General features: G+C 45.1%; 17 protein-coding genes. 6 read left to right on the top strand and 11 right to left on the bottom strand.

The window, feature by feature from the left end; translation table 11 throughout:
* The first annotated feature begins 359 nt into the window (after positions 1–359).
* Positions 360–707, top strand: coding sequence for a hypothetical protein (locus ACTTJ8_RS04860; RefSeq protein ID WP_442716287.1), 348 nt, complete (start codon positions 360–362; stop codon positions 705–707).
* Positions 708–1,019: 312 nt separating this feature from the next.
* Entirely contained in the window at positions 1,020–3,146 is a 2,127-nt protein-coding gene (locus tag ACTTJ8_RS04855) for an IdeS/Mac family cysteine endopeptidase (RefSeq protein ID WP_442720479.1), read from the top strand.
* A 247-nt stretch (positions 3,147–3,393) separates the two neighbouring features.
* Here ACTTJ8_RS04855 and ACTTJ8_RS04850 read toward each other — a convergent pair whose 3' ends face one another.
* The 11 genes from ACTTJ8_RS04850 to ACTTJ8_RS04800 all read right to left on the bottom strand — a co-directional run bounded on the left by ACTTJ8_RS04850 (position 3,394) and on the right by ACTTJ8_RS04800 (position 14,021).
* Positions 3,394–3,666, bottom strand: a complete 273-nt coding sequence (locus ACTTJ8_RS04850; RefSeq protein ID WP_442720478.1) for a hypothetical protein — start codon at positions 3,664–3,666, stop codon at positions 3,394–3,396.
* Positions 3,667–3,990: 324 nt separating this feature from the next.
* Complete coding sequence (locus tag ACTTJ8_RS04845; protein ID WP_442720477.1) at positions 3,991–6,312, bottom strand: AAA family ATPase; 2,322 nt, start codon at positions 6,310–6,312, stop codon at positions 3,991–3,993.
* Positions 6,305–7,330 carry a hypothetical protein gene (locus tag ACTTJ8_RS04840; RefSeq protein ID WP_442720476.1) on the bottom strand — a complete coding sequence of 342 codons (1,026 nt, stop codon included), beginning with the start codon at positions 7,328–7,330 and terminating at the stop codon, positions 6,305–6,307. The genes ACTTJ8_RS04845 and ACTTJ8_RS04840 overlap by 8 nt, the downstream gene beginning before the upstream one ends.
* Before the next feature lie 110 nt (positions 7,331–7,440).
* Positions 7,441–8,064, bottom strand: coding sequence for a TP0733 family outer membrane beta-barrel protein (locus ACTTJ8_RS04835; RefSeq protein ID WP_442716291.1), 624 nt, complete (start codon positions 8,062–8,064; stop codon positions 7,441–7,443).
* 90 nt (positions 8,065–8,154) lie between these two features.
* Positions 8,155–8,709: a hypothetical protein gene (locus ACTTJ8_RS04830; RefSeq protein ID WP_442716292.1), complete on the bottom strand. Its 555-nt coding sequence runs from the start codon at positions 8,707–8,709 to the stop codon at positions 8,155–8,157.
* Between the two features lie 12 nt (positions 8,710–8,721).
* On the bottom strand, positions 8,722–9,318 hold the full coding sequence (locus ACTTJ8_RS04825; protein ID WP_442716293.1) for a hypothetical protein: 597 nt from the start codon (positions 9,316–9,318) through the stop codon (positions 8,722–8,724).
* 3 nt (positions 9,319–9,321) lie between these two features.
* Positions 9,322–9,792, bottom strand: coding sequence for a hypothetical protein (locus ACTTJ8_RS04820; RefSeq protein WP_442716294.1), 471 nt, complete (start codon positions 9,790–9,792; stop codon positions 9,322–9,324).
* A complete protein-coding gene (locus ACTTJ8_RS04815) occupies positions 9,789–10,811 on the bottom strand; it encodes an RnfABCDGE type electron transport complex subunit D (RefSeq protein WP_442720475.1) in 1,023 nt (340 codons plus the stop codon). The genes ACTTJ8_RS04820 and ACTTJ8_RS04815 overlap by 4 nt, the downstream gene beginning before the upstream one ends.
* The gene (locus ACTTJ8_RS04810) at positions 10,801–12,078 is read right to left on the bottom strand and encodes a 4Fe-4S dicluster domain-containing protein (protein ID WP_442720474.1); all 1,278 of its coding nucleotides are present in this window, start codon (positions 12,076–12,078) and stop codon (positions 10,801–10,803) included. The genes ACTTJ8_RS04815 and ACTTJ8_RS04810 overlap by 11 nt, the downstream gene beginning before the upstream one ends.
* Entirely contained in the window at positions 12,075–13,532 is a 1,458-nt protein-coding gene (locus ACTTJ8_RS04805) for a hypothetical protein (protein WP_442720473.1), read from the bottom strand. The genes ACTTJ8_RS04810 and ACTTJ8_RS04805 overlap by 4 nt, the downstream gene beginning before the upstream one ends.
* A 3-nt stretch (positions 13,533–13,535) precedes the next feature.
* Positions 13,536–14,021: a divergent PAP2 family protein gene (locus tag ACTTJ8_RS04800; RefSeq protein WP_442716298.1), complete on the bottom strand. Its 486-nt coding sequence runs from the start codon at positions 14,019–14,021 to the stop codon at positions 13,536–13,538.
* A 164-nt stretch (positions 14,022–14,185) separates the two neighbouring features.
* On the opposite strand from ACTTJ8_RS04800, the gene yedE reads away from it, so the two are divergent.
* The 4 genes from yedE to ACTTJ8_RS04780 all read left to right on the top strand — a co-directional run bounded on the left by yedE (position 14,186) and on the right by ACTTJ8_RS04780 (position 17,973).
* Positions 14,186–15,235, top strand: coding sequence for a YedE family putative selenium transporter (gene yedE, locus ACTTJ8_RS04795; RefSeq protein ID WP_442716299.1), 1,050 nt, complete (start codon positions 14,186–14,188; stop codon positions 15,233–15,235).
* Between the two features lie 15 nt (positions 15,236–15,250).
* The gene (locus ACTTJ8_RS04790) at positions 15,251–16,645 is read left to right on the top strand and encodes a sulfurtransferase (protein WP_442716300.1); all 1,395 of its coding nucleotides are present in this window, start codon (positions 15,251–15,253) and stop codon (positions 16,643–16,645) included.
* A 28-nt stretch (positions 16,646–16,673) separates the two neighbouring features.
* Positions 16,674–17,684 (top strand): YeeE/YedE family protein, encoded by a 1,011-nt coding sequence (locus tag ACTTJ8_RS04785; protein ID WP_442716301.1) that lies wholly within the window; start codon positions 16,674–16,676, stop codon positions 17,682–17,684.
* Positions 17,685–17,748: 64 nt separating this feature from the next.
* Positions 17,749–17,973, top strand: coding sequence for a sulfurtransferase TusA family protein (locus ACTTJ8_RS04780; protein WP_442716302.1), 225 nt, complete (start codon positions 17,749–17,751; stop codon positions 17,971–17,973).
* The last annotated feature ends 30 nt before the right edge of the window (positions 17,974–18,003 follow it).

Genomic DNA, 18,003 nt, shown 5'->3' with positions numbered 1-18,003 from the left:
ACGGTTTCAGGCTCAATGACGCTATTCATTCAGAGTACCTGCTACAAGAAAAGACCGCGCATACCACACTGACGGATGTGCTTGAGGTACATTTTTTAGACTTACCGGCAAGTTCAAAAATTGACCTCCTTGTCAATTTTTGAACGCGAGTTTTTGCTCACGCAAAAACGTCGCTATTGTGTGGAACCACCGCCGTCCGTGGCGGTTCTGAAAACCCTTTTGAAAATAGGTGGAGCAGATACGAGGCATGAACAAAAATTACCCGCAGGCGTGCTTTTGCACGTTGAGGACTAATTTTTGTGAAATAACGAAGTAGATGCCCGCATATTTTCAAAAGATGATAGAGAGGAGCGTAGAATATGATAGCAACGATGTCACCGGTATTACAAATGCTGAATGAAAAAATAGACGTATTAACTTTATCGCCGACAGAACGGAAACTGTATGAGTCAAGAATGAAGCTGAAAAGCGATATAACGACGATCTCAGAGACACAATTCAGTGCAGGGGTTGAACGGGGTAAATCCCTTGGACTTGCCGAAGGTAAATCACTCGGTCTTGCTGAAGGTAAATCACTCGGTCTCGCTGAAGGCTCACGGCAAAAAGCCTTCGAAACAGCACATAACTTACTCGTGATGGGTTTATCTATTGACAATATCGCAAAAGCAACCGGCTTAACCGCACAGGAAGTAGAAACACTGAATTAGTGGCTATAAAAAGTTTCAACTTCTTATAATGCGGAACCCCTGCCGGTACCCCTTGACACTGTTTCAATTAGTCTGTATATATAGGGCAATTAAAGAAGTAAAAGTTCTCTGATGCGCAGCGTTGGGGAATCCTGCATTTTTATTATGGAGTTTTAAATAAAAGCTGTACAAATAGCCTAGCTTTTATTTAACCTGAGTTTGCTCAAGTGCAAACTTGTATATCATCTGCATGTTCTGACTTCGTTGCGAACATGCGTGAAAAGTCAATCGAAAGTTGAGACTTTCTGCTTGACTTTTTATAGGAGTCTACTCGTGAAGAAAATTTTAATTAGCTTCTTTTCTGTTCTAACAGTTCTGTTCTTTGCAGCATGTAATAATAATACTTTGCCTACCGAAGTTACCAAGACCGTAGCTGTTACCGATATTGCATTTGAACCGGAGCTTACCACAAAGAAGATTGCGCTCACTACTGGGAAAACATATAAGCTTAATGCAAAAGTAAAACCTGAAAATACAACGAATAAAAAACTCACCTATACTTCAAGCAATGAAAAGGTTGCGTCCGTAAATGCCAACGGGGAGATTACTGCTCAAGCGGTTGGAAGTGCAAAGATTACGGTAAAAGCAACAAGAACTATTTTAGAAGAGATCGATGTAACCGTAACTGCAGCGTATATTCCTGTTACAGGTATTTCTCTTGAACCCGATGGAACTACTATTTCGTTGGTAAACGGTACCGACCAACAAATAAAGGCGCATGTTATACCTGAAAATGCAACGAATAAAACACTCACCTTTTCATTGAATAATGAAGAAATAGCCGCCATAACCGATGAAGGAAAAATTACCGCAAAAGCGGTTGGAGATGCAAACATTACAATTAAAGCCGCTGACGGTATTTCAAAAACGGTAAACCTAACCGTTACGGCAGCGCCGGTACCGGTTACAAGCATTGTGATTGAGGGAACGACACCTGCATCTTTATTTATCGGTGAAAGCTATAGAATCATAGCAAAAGCGCAACCTGATGAAGCAACCAATAAAGAGCTTACCTACACCGCAGACAATGATAAAGCAGATGTTGCTTACGATGGTACGGTAACTGCCAAATCGGAGGGAACTGTAAACATAACCGTAAGGTCTCAAAGCGATCCCAAAATTACAGCGACGGTTGCTATTACCATAAAACAAAGACCCTCAATTGAACTGATAGAAAAAGAAATTACGAGTGAAAGTGGTGAATCAAATCTGAATCTTGAAATAAAAACTCTCCATGGCAAGCTTTCATATACGCCTACAATTGTTGGAGAAGGAAGCGGTTGGCTGAGCATTGTTAGTACAGACACCACTACAGATGTGGAGAAAGATACCATACACCTAAAAGCTACTCAAAATAAAACCGTATGGAAGCGGACTGCCTATATTAACTTCAAGGATGAATTCAATAAAGAGATCAAAAATGCCAAGGGGGAAAAACTCGAAGTAAAAGTAGTTCAGGAAGAGAACAAGAATCCGAATGTAACAATAAAATGGGTACACGGAATAGGTGAACCGACACAGGTTGAAAAAGAAAAAATTGAAACACCTCTTCCCGGGCAAACGAAAAAGTTTTATTGGGATGATGATAAGATTTTTTATTGGTATGAGAGTAATAATACAAAGTGGTTTAATAATAGAAAATTATATCCGTTAAAGTTAACAGCCTCTGTTTATAGTGATAGTGCACAGTGTTGGGCTAAAACAGCTTCCAATATGCTACATTGGTGGTTTGAACAAAATAGAGAAAACATAAATAATTACATAGCAAAGAAAAATATAACAGGTCCTGAAAAGGATGAATATCAACATTTTTATAAACGGAATTCTCCCGATAATGAAGAGCCGGAGAAAAGTTATATAGCAAAAACTTTTAGAACAAAAGCACATAACAGTGCTAATGGAGATTATATAGATCATGGACTTGTTTGGTATTTATGTGGAAGAGATAACATTTCTAGACAAAAAGACTATAAAGGACCTGCTTTATTTAAAGACGTATTTGAAGGGACAATTAAAGATTCGGAGAAATCCCCAATTAAAACAACTATTATTCAACAAGATATTAATTTATTTAATACGACCCTTTGGGATGCGTTAAGTCATAAAAAGGCAATAGGTGTTGTTATTGGTGGTACAAAGGATAACAAAGATTATAAACATGCAATTACCCTTTGGGGAGCCGTATTTGATGACATGAACAGGGTGGTTGCGATATACGTTGTAGACAATAATTTTGGAGAAAATAGAATTTTTCCATATGGAATATGGCATAAGGATGGTAGACCGTATTTATTTAACTACGGTGGTGCGAATGACTTTGTTCAAAATAGGTATGTCAGTGAAGTAATTACTTTGGATAAAGGCGAAGCACAGTGGCAGGATTGGCTGAGTAAACACTAGCCGACGGCTTTTACAAATACGCCCCCAGCTGTAAAAGTAGCTTTTGTAGCTGGAGGTTCATTTATCTAATGGGCTGCGGATAGGATGCAAGAAACAGAAAAGAGGCTTCCAGGCTCCAGCGGAGATGTTCCGGAAATTCTGCAGTGTATCTGCAATATAGCGGTCTAAATCATTGTGTAGTAATATCTTTCTATTCGGTACCGATAAAAAGCCATAGAGCGGTTTTTGCCGCTTTACAATACTAGACCTATTCGATAACTGCGTTTTCGAATAGGTCAACGAGTTCTAAATCGCACAAATAGCACGATTTAGAACATCGCATTTCTGCGTGGAACCACGAATATCCTTGGTAGGTTTGATACGTCGAGGCTTTATTGCAGCACCGCCACGGATGGCGGTAGTTCCACGCAGCAGCGATGTTTCGGCGATGCCGAAACTCGTAGTCAAAACTATACACGGATGTATAGTTTTGACGATGCGACAACGCAGTAGAGGCACACACCTCCGTAAGCTTTTGCAAAGAGACGGCGTAGATACAAGGAGTTAGGCAAAAAAGTACCCGCAGGCACGGTCAAAATGTACATCCTTGCACATTTTGACCTGTGAGATTTGCATTTCGCAAATCTCATTTCTGTGTGGAACCACTGCCCTCCTTGGCAGTTTTGATACGTGTGCATTTATTTTTGTGCAGCACGCAGTAGATGCACACACCTCCGTAAGCTTTTGCAAAGAGACGGCGTAGATGCTAGGAGCGTACAAAAAACACCCGCAGGCGTATCTTTGATACGTCGAGGACTGTTTTTTGTTAAGCGACAACGCAGATATGCCGTATATTTGCAAAAGACTACAAGTGCATATAGATATACCCCACCCCTCTCCCACACTCCACCGGTTTACGGCAGCACTGCTCCAGCCGTCTGATAATAGCTTCAAGCACTGCCGGATCGTCAGCAAAAGAGGAGCGGATATGTCTTCCGTATTCAGAATCTTCGGAAAACCAGCGGTGCAGTTCTGCCTGTGTGATCAACCGCCTTTCCTGATATGTTTTTCGTTCAACGGTTTGTAGAGTAAAGCCTGCATTATGCGCACATTCTGCAACCATATCCGGTGTCCACGAAAGCCGCTCGTTTTGAGCATCGGTAAAAAATGCCGATTCGGCAGCGGTGAAGCGCTGTGTGTCAGCACCGGGCGGGAGCAGCGATGCCAGCCGCAAGCCTTCCTGCGGAAGCTGAAACGCAAAGACCACACGGGCGCCGGCAATCTGTTCCGCTGCAATCCGGGAGAAAAAATGCGCAAAATCCGGTAGGGTTGCGGCTGGATTGTAGGCGAGTACTGCATCAAAAACTATATCGGGAAAGAGCGGCTGAACGGTAGGGTTTGTATGGGGATTGAGATGAGATTGCTGGTAGCCTGCGGCAGATGCACCGCATACACATGCTGTCTCGGCAGCATGTTTCACGGAGGCACCGGGAAATAACGCAGCCTCAGAAGGAGCAGAGATTTCGTCTGCACATGCTGACGCTGTGGGAGGCATCAGCGCCGTTATGGGACGGTGCAGTACCTCAAAGGTTTCAGCATACCGTAGCGCCGCATCCAGCGCCTCGCTGCGTTCAAAAAGTCCTGCTGTGCAGCCGTTCACCGCAATGCGGGTACTTGCCCACAGCAGCAGCCCTCCGTCTGCCCGGTAGACCAGCACCCGGTCATCAGCATCCAACTGAGCCAGCTTTATCAGCGTATCGCGGATATGTTCAAGGATTTCGGCGCTGCTGCCTTCCGTCCGCACCTGCCAATCTTCCGCGGTATAACCGGTTTTAGCGCTATCGGCAGCTTCCTGCAGAGCAGCAAGCTGGGTTTCCCGCTTTGCCAGCACCTCATCCCGTATGGTTTGTTCGTAGCCGGTTGCGCCGGGCGTATAAAAGACCCTGCCGATCAGCTCATCAGGGAGGTATTGCTGCGCAATCCAGTGATCCCGGTACGCATGGGGGTACAGATAGCCTGCCCCATGCCCTAGAGAATCCCCATCGCGGTTTGCATCTTTTAAGTGATTCGGCACCTCGGTTTGCTCCTGCTCCACAGCTTTAAGCGCATCAAAAAAACCGAGCGCACTATTTGATTTAGGGCAGGTTGCAAGGTAGAGCGCCGCATGAGTGAGGTGGTACCGTCCTTCCGGCAATCCGATACGGTCAAAAGCTGCCGCTGCGCTGTTCACCACTGTAAGAGCATGGGGGTCTGCAAGCCCGATATCTTCACAGGCAGAGATCAACATACGCCGGAAAATAAAATTCGGAGACTCCCCTGCCCTCACCATGCGGGCAAGCCAGTACAGTGCAGCATCGGGATCACTGCCCCGGATAGATTTGATAAATGCGCTGATAATATCGTAGTGATAATCACCGTCCTTATCGTAGAGGACAGCCTTTTGCTGAATACTCTCTTCGGCAGTTTGCATGTTTATCACAATGTCCGTCCCCGCAGGCGGCGGCCAGTGTTCAACAGAGGTTTCAACTGCCAATTCCAGCGCATTCAGCAAGCTGCGGGCATCGCCGGCAGCGGTTTCGATCAGGTGATCCAACGCCCCGGCTGTAAATGCAATATGCCACTGCCCATAGCCCCGTTCCTGATCTTGGACACACCGTTCTACAGTCAGCCGGAGTTCCGCATCGGTGAGCGCATTGAGCTGAAAGACCCGGCTGCGGCTGACGAGAGCTTTATTTACTTCAAAAAAAGGATTTTCGGTTGTTGCACCGATAAAGATTACCGTACCGTTTTCCACCCACGGGAGCAGCGCATCTTGTTGTGCGCGGTTCCACCGGTGGACTTCATCCACAAAGAGGATGGTCGGCTTTCCGTACAGCTTTTTATGCTCTTCTGCTGCGGTAATAGCGGCGCGTATTTGCTGAACTCCGGCAAGCACCGCATTCAAACTTAAAAAATTACTTTTTGTATGATTGGCAATAACCCGTGCAAGGGTTGTTTTTCCTGTACCAGGCGGACCGAAAAAGATAACAGAGGAAAGCCGGTCTGCCTGAATAGCTCTCCGCAGCAGCCTCCCCTTCCCGACAATGTGTTCCTGACCGATATATTCGTCCAGATTACGGGGGCGCATCCGCGCAGCCAACGGCAGCCGCTCCTGAGCAGCCGCCGTTTCAAATAAATCCTTACTCACGGTTCCATTCTATTTGCTGGTCATAGTAAAAGCCCCAAAGTCCCGAATAGGTTGCATTCGGATCTAACGCTCCTGCGTAAATGATATATCCGTTTTTATCGGTATTCTCATAATCAAATGCCATAATCGGATTAAGCAGCCATTTACCGACACTGTTTTTATATTGATCATAATTTTTTTGCGGTATTGAAGACCCCTCTGCCCCGGCAGAAACACGCTCAGCCTTTGCCAAATCAGCGCCTTCTTTCAGTTTTATTTCACCATATCCGTTTTTCCCGCCGATCAGCACCAGCCGCTTACGCGGTAAATAGGTTATACCCTGCGGAGACTCAACCTTATGAGCAATTTTTGACCAGCCAGAGCCGGTGTAGCAATGAAGATTGGCAGCATCAAGGACAAACACGGCATTACCGGGCCCTTCACAGATACCTTTTAGATCTGTAGTTGGGCTTCCATTCACAAGAGTCCCTGCTTCAGTATATAAGCCGTTCCCCAGCAAACAATATACACCGGCAGCACCCACAGGAATCACCTTATCCGGTAAAGACCAGTTCGTACCGGCAGAGGTGCCGCTTAATACATACATTTTTTTACTGCCGGTATCAGCTGCAAAAACAGTCTTGGTTCCTGCAAGAAAATCAGCGCTATCCATACCGGTAACGGCAGCCCAGTTGGCACCGTTTTTATCAGCTTTATACACTTTAAAACTGCCATTGTCTCCAAACAGACCGTACAGATTGGCATCATCTTCCGCTAATCCGATACAGCGGCCGTAGTCGTCTACCTCACGGATAGGCTCCCATTTTCTGATGTCACCAAGCTCCTTTTTGAATAGCGCTCCGTTTGCTGCAAAGAGCGTATTTTCAAGCCTAACCATTTTATACACAAAACTTTTGATCGATGCATTTTTGAGCTGTACTTCCTGTTCTATCGCGGCAAATATCGGAGGATTGGTACATGCCGGAATCAGACAGATACCACACATAATCAGTGCAAGCATACCTATGTTTTTTTTCATACTTTAATCCTTATACTTAAAAGAACCTCTAAAAATCTCGCTTGAGTTTTTAAGAGGTTCTGCTCAGAGCGATTCCCACACACACTTGAATTTTGGGAAACGCTCGGTCGTTAGAAGTGATACCGGGCAGCAAAACCGATATTTAAAAAATTGCCGGTACGGTTCAAGGTTGTATCCTTATACCACTGCGGTACAATATCCCACGATAATTCACCGCCGAATGACCATTCAGGGGAATACTGATAGAAGAAGCCGCCGCGGGGTCTTAGTAAAAGACTGAAATACCGCGTTCCATTATACGACTGAAAATCTCCGCCAATTCCAAAGGTTAGCGGAATACGGAACTTGCCGGCTGCAAAAGTATATCCTGAGTTAATGGTAAAAGGAATAGCAAAATAAAGATTACTCCCAAGGGTTGGAAAAAAACTAAACCCCAAATCACCGCCTAAAGAAACACCTTTCGTAAGATAATGTTCATATCCTAAAAAGATAGTCCCGCCGGGATAAATATTGGTTTTAATAGCAAACTTCTCAGGCGATGTATTAAACAGCGGGATTCCCAACTGTAAGCCCATCCTGATAAACTGGTCTCCCTTCCGAATCGGCTCATAGACATAAGCAGTGATAGGCGTTTGTGCGGACGGCGTATCAGCAGTACCGCTATCTACACTATCTTGTGCAAAGCTATTCCAGATAAAAAGAGAAAAAAGAACGAGACAACAACAACGTTTCATAAGCGAATATACTCCGTCTTATTAAAATAAAGCAGCAGCCGTGAAAAAACTATAGGGCTGCATTGGTAAACAACACTTCATAACCGAAAGTTACACCCAGACCATATCCCAAGCGTAGAGAGCTAATGCAACAACACCCAAACTGATCAGCAATAGGGGGGCATTCTTCCACTGCGCGCTCATTGAACTTTCATCCACTCTCCGTTTAATCGCATACAGTACAAATGACCATACACCGAGAGTTAGCACCGAACACAGAACAATAACAACCAGCTCAGCATAATTAAAGGCATGATAGAGAGCGAAAAGCACCGTGCCGCCGATAAATATCCGTTCTCCCATCAAGCCGGTCTCATTAACCGCATGATCGGGCATAATTAAACTGATGCCTTGCTCACATCCATACGCAATCAGCAGAGAACAAACCGGCATAAGGAAAGAAAGCCGCAAGAGCGGAAAAAAATAGAGGCTGAGAACCCAGCTTATCGAAGCAGCACAGAGCATCACAAGCGCTGCTTTTAGTAAAAACGGAAGAATAACGCGGGATGAGCGCACGTTCATAGAGAGCCGTTCCAATCCAAGTCCATGGATAAACAGCATTGATGCGGGAAAGCTATAAAAAAAGATCAACGAGACAATGAACATACCGGCTCCTTGTTAGACTCTATTCCGGCGGGACTCATCAGTTTGAAAAGGAAGCAATTCTCCTTTCTGAAAACTACGGAAAAGCCACAAACCAATCCCCAGAAGCATCAAAATACCCGCTGTACTTCCCCAAAATTGCAAGGACTCACGTCCCGGCATAATCCGGATAGACCACAGCCCTGCAGGAGCCGGAAAGGAAAGCGTTCCAAACGCAAGTACCTCACGGATAACAGAAACACCCAAAAGCAGCAGTGAATACGCAAGCGGCAACCCTAAGGAGTCTCCTGTTGTTTGATATTTCTCGATACTGATGGAGAGAATATACGAAAGAGCAGCAATATAGAGATACGCTTCTATCGTCATTACCGGTACTGGAAACAAACAGCCTACTGCCTGCACATACAGACCGGCTGCTAAAAGAATGATCAAGTAAACGAGCAAAGGTGAGTGTTTTTTTATTTTAAAATAAGATACTGCCCATCTGCCTGCCCTGCCGGCTGCAAATAAGCACCAAAACTCTCCAATAAAGAGAAGTCCATCCGCAACACGTGCTGCAAGCGGAATAAGCGGACATAAGCCTAAAAAGAAGATAACGGATGTATTGATCATGGACTACCTCGGATATTTTTGCATCAATTTTTCGATCTTTGTTTGATGCACCTTTATAGCAGCCGGTGTTATTCCGTATGTACCAAGCATATCAGGTACAGCATTTACTCCCGCAAGTCCGCAGAACACACAGCCAAGAGTCTTCTCATAAAAGAAGACCGCCGAATACACACCGTATTTTCCGGTAATGGGCAAAAAAAAGATCAACGCATCACGTTCTCTATACGATGCACGCAGTACCGCACGGAAAGAAAGCCCTGCAGGAACCTCCCCATCAACCCGTCCGCCAATACAAACCGGCTGATCAGCAAAAGCTGGATAGAGGCGCAGTAAGGAATCCGCAGCAACAGTGAGGTATTTGATCTCGTTTTTTCTCCTTACATACGATAAGCCGAAAATAATACTCAACAATATAAGTATTATTCCTGCCAGTACGGCGTATCGTTTAAAAGTATATGACGCCGTATCGGTCATAATGCCCGTCTCCTTTTTTGATAAAAGACTCTTTCCCCCTGCTCAATGAGCGGATTAATACAATCCGTAAAGAGGACTGCGAAGGGAATACCTGCCGGATTTCTTGCTGTACCGCTCATAAAAAAGGCAAAAATACCGGTAAGTATGCCGGAAATAAGCCTACCGCCCCAAGACCGGGGGATAGAGCCGCTATCATTCATCACAAAAAAAGCAGAAAACAAGGCTCCGCTGGTCAACAGAGCTGACAATATATCGCCTCTTCCCAACGGCGCTGCTTTGTGTGCAGAGGGGAAAAAATAGATCAGCATCCCATATACAGCGAGAAAGGCAAAGGGAAGCGTCTTATGCAATGCTTTTGAAGACAGCAATATAATAGAACAAAAAAGTGTGAGCAGGTTATAGCGGAACGCAGGTATAGATGAAGGATAGACAAATAGGAGACTGAGATAGCCTTCCGGTAAGGTAACCCCGATGTTATGCAGCACAGTTGAATTAAAAAGCGATGTAAGATACTGATCTGCAGGAATCCTGCTCACCCCGGCGCTTTCCAATGCTGCATAGACGCTGCCGCCGGAAATTATCTGTTCCGCGTCAACAGGATGCACAAAACATGCCGGTTTGCAAATAGCAGCAATACACACAGTAAGCATGACAGGGTTCACCCACGATGAACCTTTACCGCCGAAAATTCCCCAGCTGAGAAAATAACTCATAAAAGCGATGAAAAAGCTAAAAACAAGACCTCCGTCAGCAGGGATAAAAAAGCCCATCAATAAACCGGCAAGCAAAGCATGTATGTCGAATGATACTGTCCCCTGTTGATAGCCTATCAAAAGAGAAGCTGACACGGCTGCGGTACCGGTACAGATAATGAGCATAATTCCGGAAAAGTCATGAGCCATTCCCATCACTGCAATGTATAGCGCTAAGAGGGCTATAACAAGCCGCACCCGGCTCTGTGTACTGATACCAGAATAAATATACGGTGCCGGAAAGCGTTGGGTTCGGTTATACGGCATGGCTTACTCCTTGTGCAGCCGCCGACTTAATAATCGTGCACAGCGGTATCCGTGCAGGGCATACTGCAGAACAGCATCCGCAGCCGCGGCAGGCTGCAATAGCTTCCCGTACTTCAGCGGTATACCGGTCTTTTCGGATTGCGCGTACTGTAGTGATCGGATCGATACATGCCGGACAGCTGCGGAAACACTGTCCGCAATGCCCGCATTCATCCAGCTGTTTTTGAATATCAATATCTTTTCCCACTGCATGAACAGACTTTATTCCCTTTCCTATAGGTAAATCAAGGCTGTCTACAAGGCTACCGCCGAGCAATCCATTGATGATAATATGCGTATTCTTTGTTTTAAAACCGCCGCACTCTTCAATCAAGCGCCCAATCGGGGTGCCTATGCGCACTTTAATCACCCGTGCATGTTCAAGAGCATTTCCTGTCAGCAAGAGATACACTGTCATCATCGGCTGATTATATTTTGCACATTCATAGACCGACAGAACCGTTGTTGCATCAATCAGTACACCGCCGTTTTCTGCTATCAGAGTCTGCGTGCTTTCCGGCGGATAAACAGGCGGTACGGTCAAAACGTTTACCTCATAGCCGGACAGGGCAGCCGCAATCGGTTCAGACAACATTCGGTCTTTTTTATCAGCAGACATTTCAATAGTAATCGAACTTGCCTCCAATGCCCGTGCAACAATACAGATTCCTTCGGCAATCTCATGGGGAAACCGGCGTGTTAAAAACGAATCGAGCATACAGGTGGGATCCGTATCATACAGCATTACGGTCAGTTTTCTTGTCCCTTTCTTTATCGCATTTCTGAGCGTATCAGCCAAGGAGCGGACACCTCGTGCGGTATTGACTAAACCGGCAAGATCGAAAAAATGCAGCAGTGTCATCTGATCGCTTTGGCGCCACGGGTACGGGTTTCGCTGCTTTCCCAACATATCAAACACACCGTCAGTTCGGATATGAATCCCGCGGAAAAACTGTCCGTTCGGCAGCGGCGAATCAATAAATCCCGTTACAATACCCGGTACCGAGGCATGCACATGCACAGACGTACTGTCGCCAGCCCGTGCTATTACCTGTCCTTCAGTTACAGGGTCTCCTATGGAAACAAGCGGGAGAGTACTCATGTGTGTCTGAAAAGACAGCGGAATAAGCGCATACTGCGGTAAAAAAGCATTACCTTCAAATTGAGGTTCCAATCGGATATACCGGGCTTGCTGCTGTCCTCGTTTAAACCGTATAAATTCCATCATTGCAATTTGGTTATTATAATCAGAATACCGGGAAATAACAATGTACTAAAACTGATAAAAAACGCGGTAAACAGTCCAAGTGTCCGGATTTTCAGCGGCTGCACCACTGCTGCAACAAACCCCGCTTGAGCTCTCAACATTTTTTCCAACGGGAGGAGGGCGATATGTTCATGTTTTAAAACGTGTAAAATAAACGCAGTGTTAAAGGTAAGCACAGCTTTTTCTTTCCGGTGCAGCACTCCGGCAGTGTCTTCAGTAAAAGAGTCAAAAAGTATCTGAGTATTCGGGAGCAGCGGCTGCAGCGGAGCGTGGACATTGAGGTACGGTACTGCGGCAGCATACCAATAATCTTCTATATAATTAGTAAGATCGGGAAGACAGCCCTGCTGTTGTGTATTCCGGACAGCAAAAAAACCGGTGTCGGTAAACGGGATGGTATGCCGGGACACAGGCTGCGGAACAGAGAGCTTAGTAATGGAGCGGTCAAGCCGATTAAAAGAACCAACAAGCGGATATACGGCAGCGAACAGCAGTAAACAGCCGGTCAGCACAGTTACGGTTCGTGCATAGCGGGTATGCCAAAATTGTGTCCATGACTGAGGGTGCATAGCAAGTATTTTTAAGGGCGGGTGCTCCCGCTGCTCATCCAAGTAGGTCTCCCGCAGCTGCAAAAAGCTATACACCGAAAACACCGCACTTGCAGACAGCACCACGGCAAGTACAAAAAACAAAAACGGTACTACTCCGTCAATAACAGCCATGATCAGCGGTGCAACAGGCAGAATCAACATAAACACATTATGCTGAATACGTTCTTTGAGTTGTTTTAGAGGGAGTGCAGCATCATTCTCTAGAGCTTCAAGCCAATAAGCAACTGCGAATATACTGAGCAGCGCGGTTACAGCCGACAAACTGCTCCTTACCGATGCAGCGTAACACAAAAAACCGAATGCAGCAGGAAAAAAGAGTGTTTTTTTCTGCGATCCGGCAAGGCAGCATATAAACAGAACACCGGCAAGCACTGCGTTGATCAGCATATACGGAAATGCCGGTTCAAGGTAAAACAGCTGCTGCTGTAATACCAAAAGAAAGAAAAACTTTATAAAAACCGCAAAAGAGGTGTATGGAATATACAAATACCGCAGCGTGGAGTTCTCATCGGAAAACCACTGTCCGTACCGTTGCTGATCGGTAAAGGGGTACAGCCCATGTTTATTACCCCCTAAAAGAGCAAAACGCCGGTCAATAGCAAGTTCCGATACAATATCCGGAATGCCAGTCCGCTCTGCAGCGCTGATATAGGGTTCAATATCTGCCGCAGCAGGAACAACCAACAGCCGGTAGCCGTGCCATACAGACCGGTTCAACCTCAGCGGCAGCACTGCAAATAGCAAAAGCGTTCCCGTTGCGATAAACGCTGACAAAAAATAGAAAAAAACGTTCAGCCGCTTCATGGGTTAAGCTGTATAGTAAAGTGAAAAATACGTGCCTATGAGGATGCCGACGATCATACCGGCAAAGACTTCGATAGGGGTATGCCCTTGTATTTCCTTTACCGGTTTGAAAGGAACATGCATGTTTTCCGCTATCTTTGAGCCCAGTTCGTTCAAGATTTTTGCCTGAACCCCGCTCGAACGGCGAACCCCCATAGCATCTCTAATAACAATCATTGCAGAGAACAAAGAAAAAATAAATAAACTGGAGGTAACACCTTCTCTAAAGCCGATAGTAGTACACAATGAGGTTACTAAGGCACTATGACTCGACGGCATACCGCCGGTTCTCCATATCAATAAATCAATAAAAACCCGAAAACTATGTACTGACGAACCGCAAAATCCAAGAAACGTCTTAATAAATTGACTGAATAGCCAGCTGGTGATAGCCGCTAGAAAAATCGGATTTCTGAATACAGAATCAACTTGTACAAAAAACGCATGCATTATGTATATAGTTTCTACAATTATAGGCTTTTGTCAAGCGTCAAACGAGTGATATATCCGCGGCTTGAAAAACTTGACAAGTCAGGTCTCCGTTGGTATCATAACCTATATATCATTTTTTTTATTGTTTTATCATAAAAAATAGTAAAAATAGGAGGAATGAAATGAAAAAACATTTCATGGTAGTGCTGACAGGCGCGTTTATCGGACTTGCAGCTGTAGCATTAGTAAAATTCGGGAACCCCGGCAATATGGGTTTTTGTATCGCGTGTTTCTTACGTGATATGGCAGGTTCTTTGAAACTCCATAATGCGGCGGTTGTACAGTATATGCGACCGGAAGTTATCGGACTGCTGCTTGGTGCTTTTGCCATTGCACTCGTAAAAAAAGAGTTTAAGCCGCGCGGCGGTTCAGCGCCTTTCACCCGCTTTGTGCTCGGCTTTTTTGTAATGATAGGGGCATTGATGTTCCTCGGCTGCCCCTTGCGTATGTTCCTGCGCTTGGGAGCAGGAGATTTGAATGCCATATTCGGACTCGTCGGTTTTGTTATCGGCATTGGTATCGGTGTTGTATTCCTCAACAAGAACTTCTCGCTTAGCCGCGCATATCCCCAATCAAAACAGGAAGGGGTGATGGCACCTATCGTGATGATTGCATTTTTGGTGCTGCTCATCGCCTTCCCCGCTGTCCTTGTTTTTAGTGAGAAAGGACCGGGTTCCATGCATGCACCGCTCGCTATTGCGCTGATTATCGGACTGGTCAGCGGAGCACTCGCACAGCGCAGCCGCCTTTGCACTGCAGGCGGTATCCGCGATGCAATCATGCTCAAAGATTTTCACCTCTTGATGGGAAGCATTTCTATCGTTGTTGCAGTACTCATCGGCGCCGTTATCACCGGTCAGTTTAAGCTTGGAGTTGCAGGACAAGCCGTTGCACACACCGACGGCTTATGGAACGCCCTCGGTATGGTACTGGTAGGCTGGGCAAGCGTCCTGCTCGGCGGCTGTCCTTTGCGTCAGCTCATCCTCACCGGAGAAGGCAATACCGACTCAGCAATCACCGTAACCGGCTTAATTGCAGGTGCTGCATTTGCACACAACTTCGGACTGGCTTCATCCGGTAAGGGACCGACAAGCGCGGGTATGATTGCCGTCATCATCGGACTCATCGTAACAGCCTGTATCAGCGTATATTACGCTGTCAAGAATAAGTAAAAAGGTGTAAGAAAAATGAAAAAATGGAAATCTCTATTCTTTTTTAGCCTCATTGGTGTAACATTTTTATATATTTCTTGTAATACCAATTCAGTAGGAAGCATAGCAATCGGAGACTTAGTGAAAAATCTTGAGAATCCGCAGTATATCATCATCGATGTCCGAAACGACAGTTTGTACAACGGATTTAAAGAAGCAGAAGCACAGCGCGGCGGACACATTAAAGGTGCCGTTCAATTTTCAAAACCGTGGCTCGACTATATTGATGATACCTTTTTTGAATCCTTCGCAGCCGGAAAAGGCATTCTGAAGGATAAAACGCTTGTTATCTATGGAACGAATACCGACGATGTACATGCAGTTGCTGTTGACTTTGCTGCAAGGGGATACAAGGTTAAGAAATTCAGTGATTTCATTGCATACGCGAACTCTGATACCTATCCGATGGAATCATTGCCGAATTATCACTTGAGTATTTCCCCGCAATGGCTTGATGCGCTTATGCAAGGAAAAAGTCCTGAAACGTATCATAACAATGCATTTATGGTCTTTGAAGTTTCATGGGGACCGCTCGAAAAAAGCGATGCCTATGTGCAGCATATAAAAGGTGCGTATCATTTTGACACAGACTGGATAGAAAACGGTCCGGTTTGGAACCTACGTGAACCGGAAGTAATAACAGAGAATCTATTAAAAGCAGGTATTACCAAAAATAAAACGATTATTCTGTATTCTGCCACAAATCAGCTGGCTTCGTACCGTGTGTTCTGGGCTCTAAAATGGGCAGGAGTAGAAGATGTCCGTGTTCTAAATGGGAATCTTACTACATGGACTGATGCAGGCTTACCAACAGAGACAAAGGTAAATATACCTCAATCAGAAAGAGACTTCGGTGCCGTCATACCGGTACATCCTTCTGTCAATGTATCAACCCCAGCCGAAGCAATGACACAACAAGCAGCCGGCTTAAAATTAATCAGTAATAGAGCATGGGACGAATATATAGGACAGGTCAGCGGTTATGATTATATCCCCGGTAAGGGTGAACCGCTTGGTGCAATTTGGGGATTTGCCGGGACAGACTCTTCCAACATGGCCGATTATTATGATCCTGACGGCACATTGCGCAACCCAGTGGAGATATTCGCATTGTGGGAAGGACAGAATATTCGCCAAAACGACAAGCTCGCATTTTACTGCGGGACAGGATGGCGGGCTGGTGTATCCTGGTTTATGACACAGCTTGCAGGATGGAAACATACAGTTGTCTATGACGGCGGTTGGAATGCATGGCAAATGGATAGCGAATTTCCCATACAAACAGGAGCCACCGGTAATATGCAAAAACCAGACTCTAAAAATACTTTTGGAGTTCCAGGTAAAAAGAAAGCAGCTTCGTGCAGAAGCTAAAAGCTTTCAGCTTATATAAGGATATACTATGATTTCAGGTTTGGTTATCGGAATTATTTTCGGATTTTTCTTAAAACGGGGGCGATTTTGTCCAACCGGCACTATTCGGGATGTTCGGCTTGAGGGATATACCTATAACCTTCTATTAATCTTAGCATTAATTGCAACGGAAGGTCTTCTCTATCATCTAATGATTTCGGCAGGACTGGTACCGATGCCGAAGCTGAAAGGCTTCCCGCTTATCTCTGTGATAACAGGTAGTTTTATATTCGGTTTTGGAGCTATTTTAACAAACGGTTGTATTGTCTCTACACTCGTAAAAACTGGAGATGGAAGAATAACTGGGATTATTTCCGCAATAACATTTATGATCGGTGCAGCATTTGCGAAACAAGGAGCATTAAAGCCCGTTACACAGGCTTTAGCATCAAAAGCACTTGTCAATGATACGCTCTATCAGAATATACCTGCTCCGGCAGGGATATTCGCTGCAATAGCTATACCGCTTTATATTGTGATGTTCCGGTATTATAAAACACATAAGCCGAAGTTTAGCCTTCCTAAACAATATTCAGGACTGCGCCACTTGCTCTGCGAAAAAATATGGTCGAAAGAAATTATTGTCGTACTCTGTGGTATTTTGATGGCAGCAGGTTTTTACTTCAGTAACCGTACAGGGCGAAATGGCGGATTCGGTATTACAACACCGCTTTTATCGTGGTTCAATGTGATTGCAAACAACAATTACAGCCTCAATTGGGCAAGTATGCTTGTTGTCGGCATTATCCTTGGTTCGTTTATTACTGCGTTTATCAGCGGCGAATTCACCCTAGTCGGAACAAATGCAATAACCGTTGTTAAAACGATGGTAGGCAGCATTATGATGGGGATTGGCGCAGTATGGGCACAGGGCTGTTTGATCGGAAACGGTTTGACAGGCACTGCACAATTGTCGGTTAGAGCATGGACAGGCTTGCTGTTTATCAGCCTCGGTATTTGGACCGGAACGCAATTACTTTTAATGAGAAAAGATGCCTAAAACGGCTGCTCTAAAAACTAATTGTTTTTTAGAGATAAACAAAATAAATATAAGGAGCTCTATTATGGACACACTGAAAATTGACACAAAAGGACTGGATTGTCCTATTCCGCTGATTGAATTAAAGAAAGCATTAAAAGAAGCAGCAACAGGACAACTCATCGAACTGGAATTTACTTGCCCTGAAGCAGTTACCACTTTACCGCGCCATTGCCAAGAGAACAATCATGAAGTAGTAGCATTTGACCGGCTTGACAACAAGGCATGGAAAATCGTCGTAAAAAAATAAACAAAAAAGAATAGAGACCTCTAAAAACAC

It is taken from the genome of Treponema sp. (assembly GCF_052169735.1).
Taxonomy (GTDB): Bacteria; Spirochaetota; Spirochaetia; order Treponematales; family Treponemataceae; genus Treponema.
Note: the sequence above shows the minus strand (reverse complement) of the source record. Positions and strands in the feature narration are given on the sequence as shown.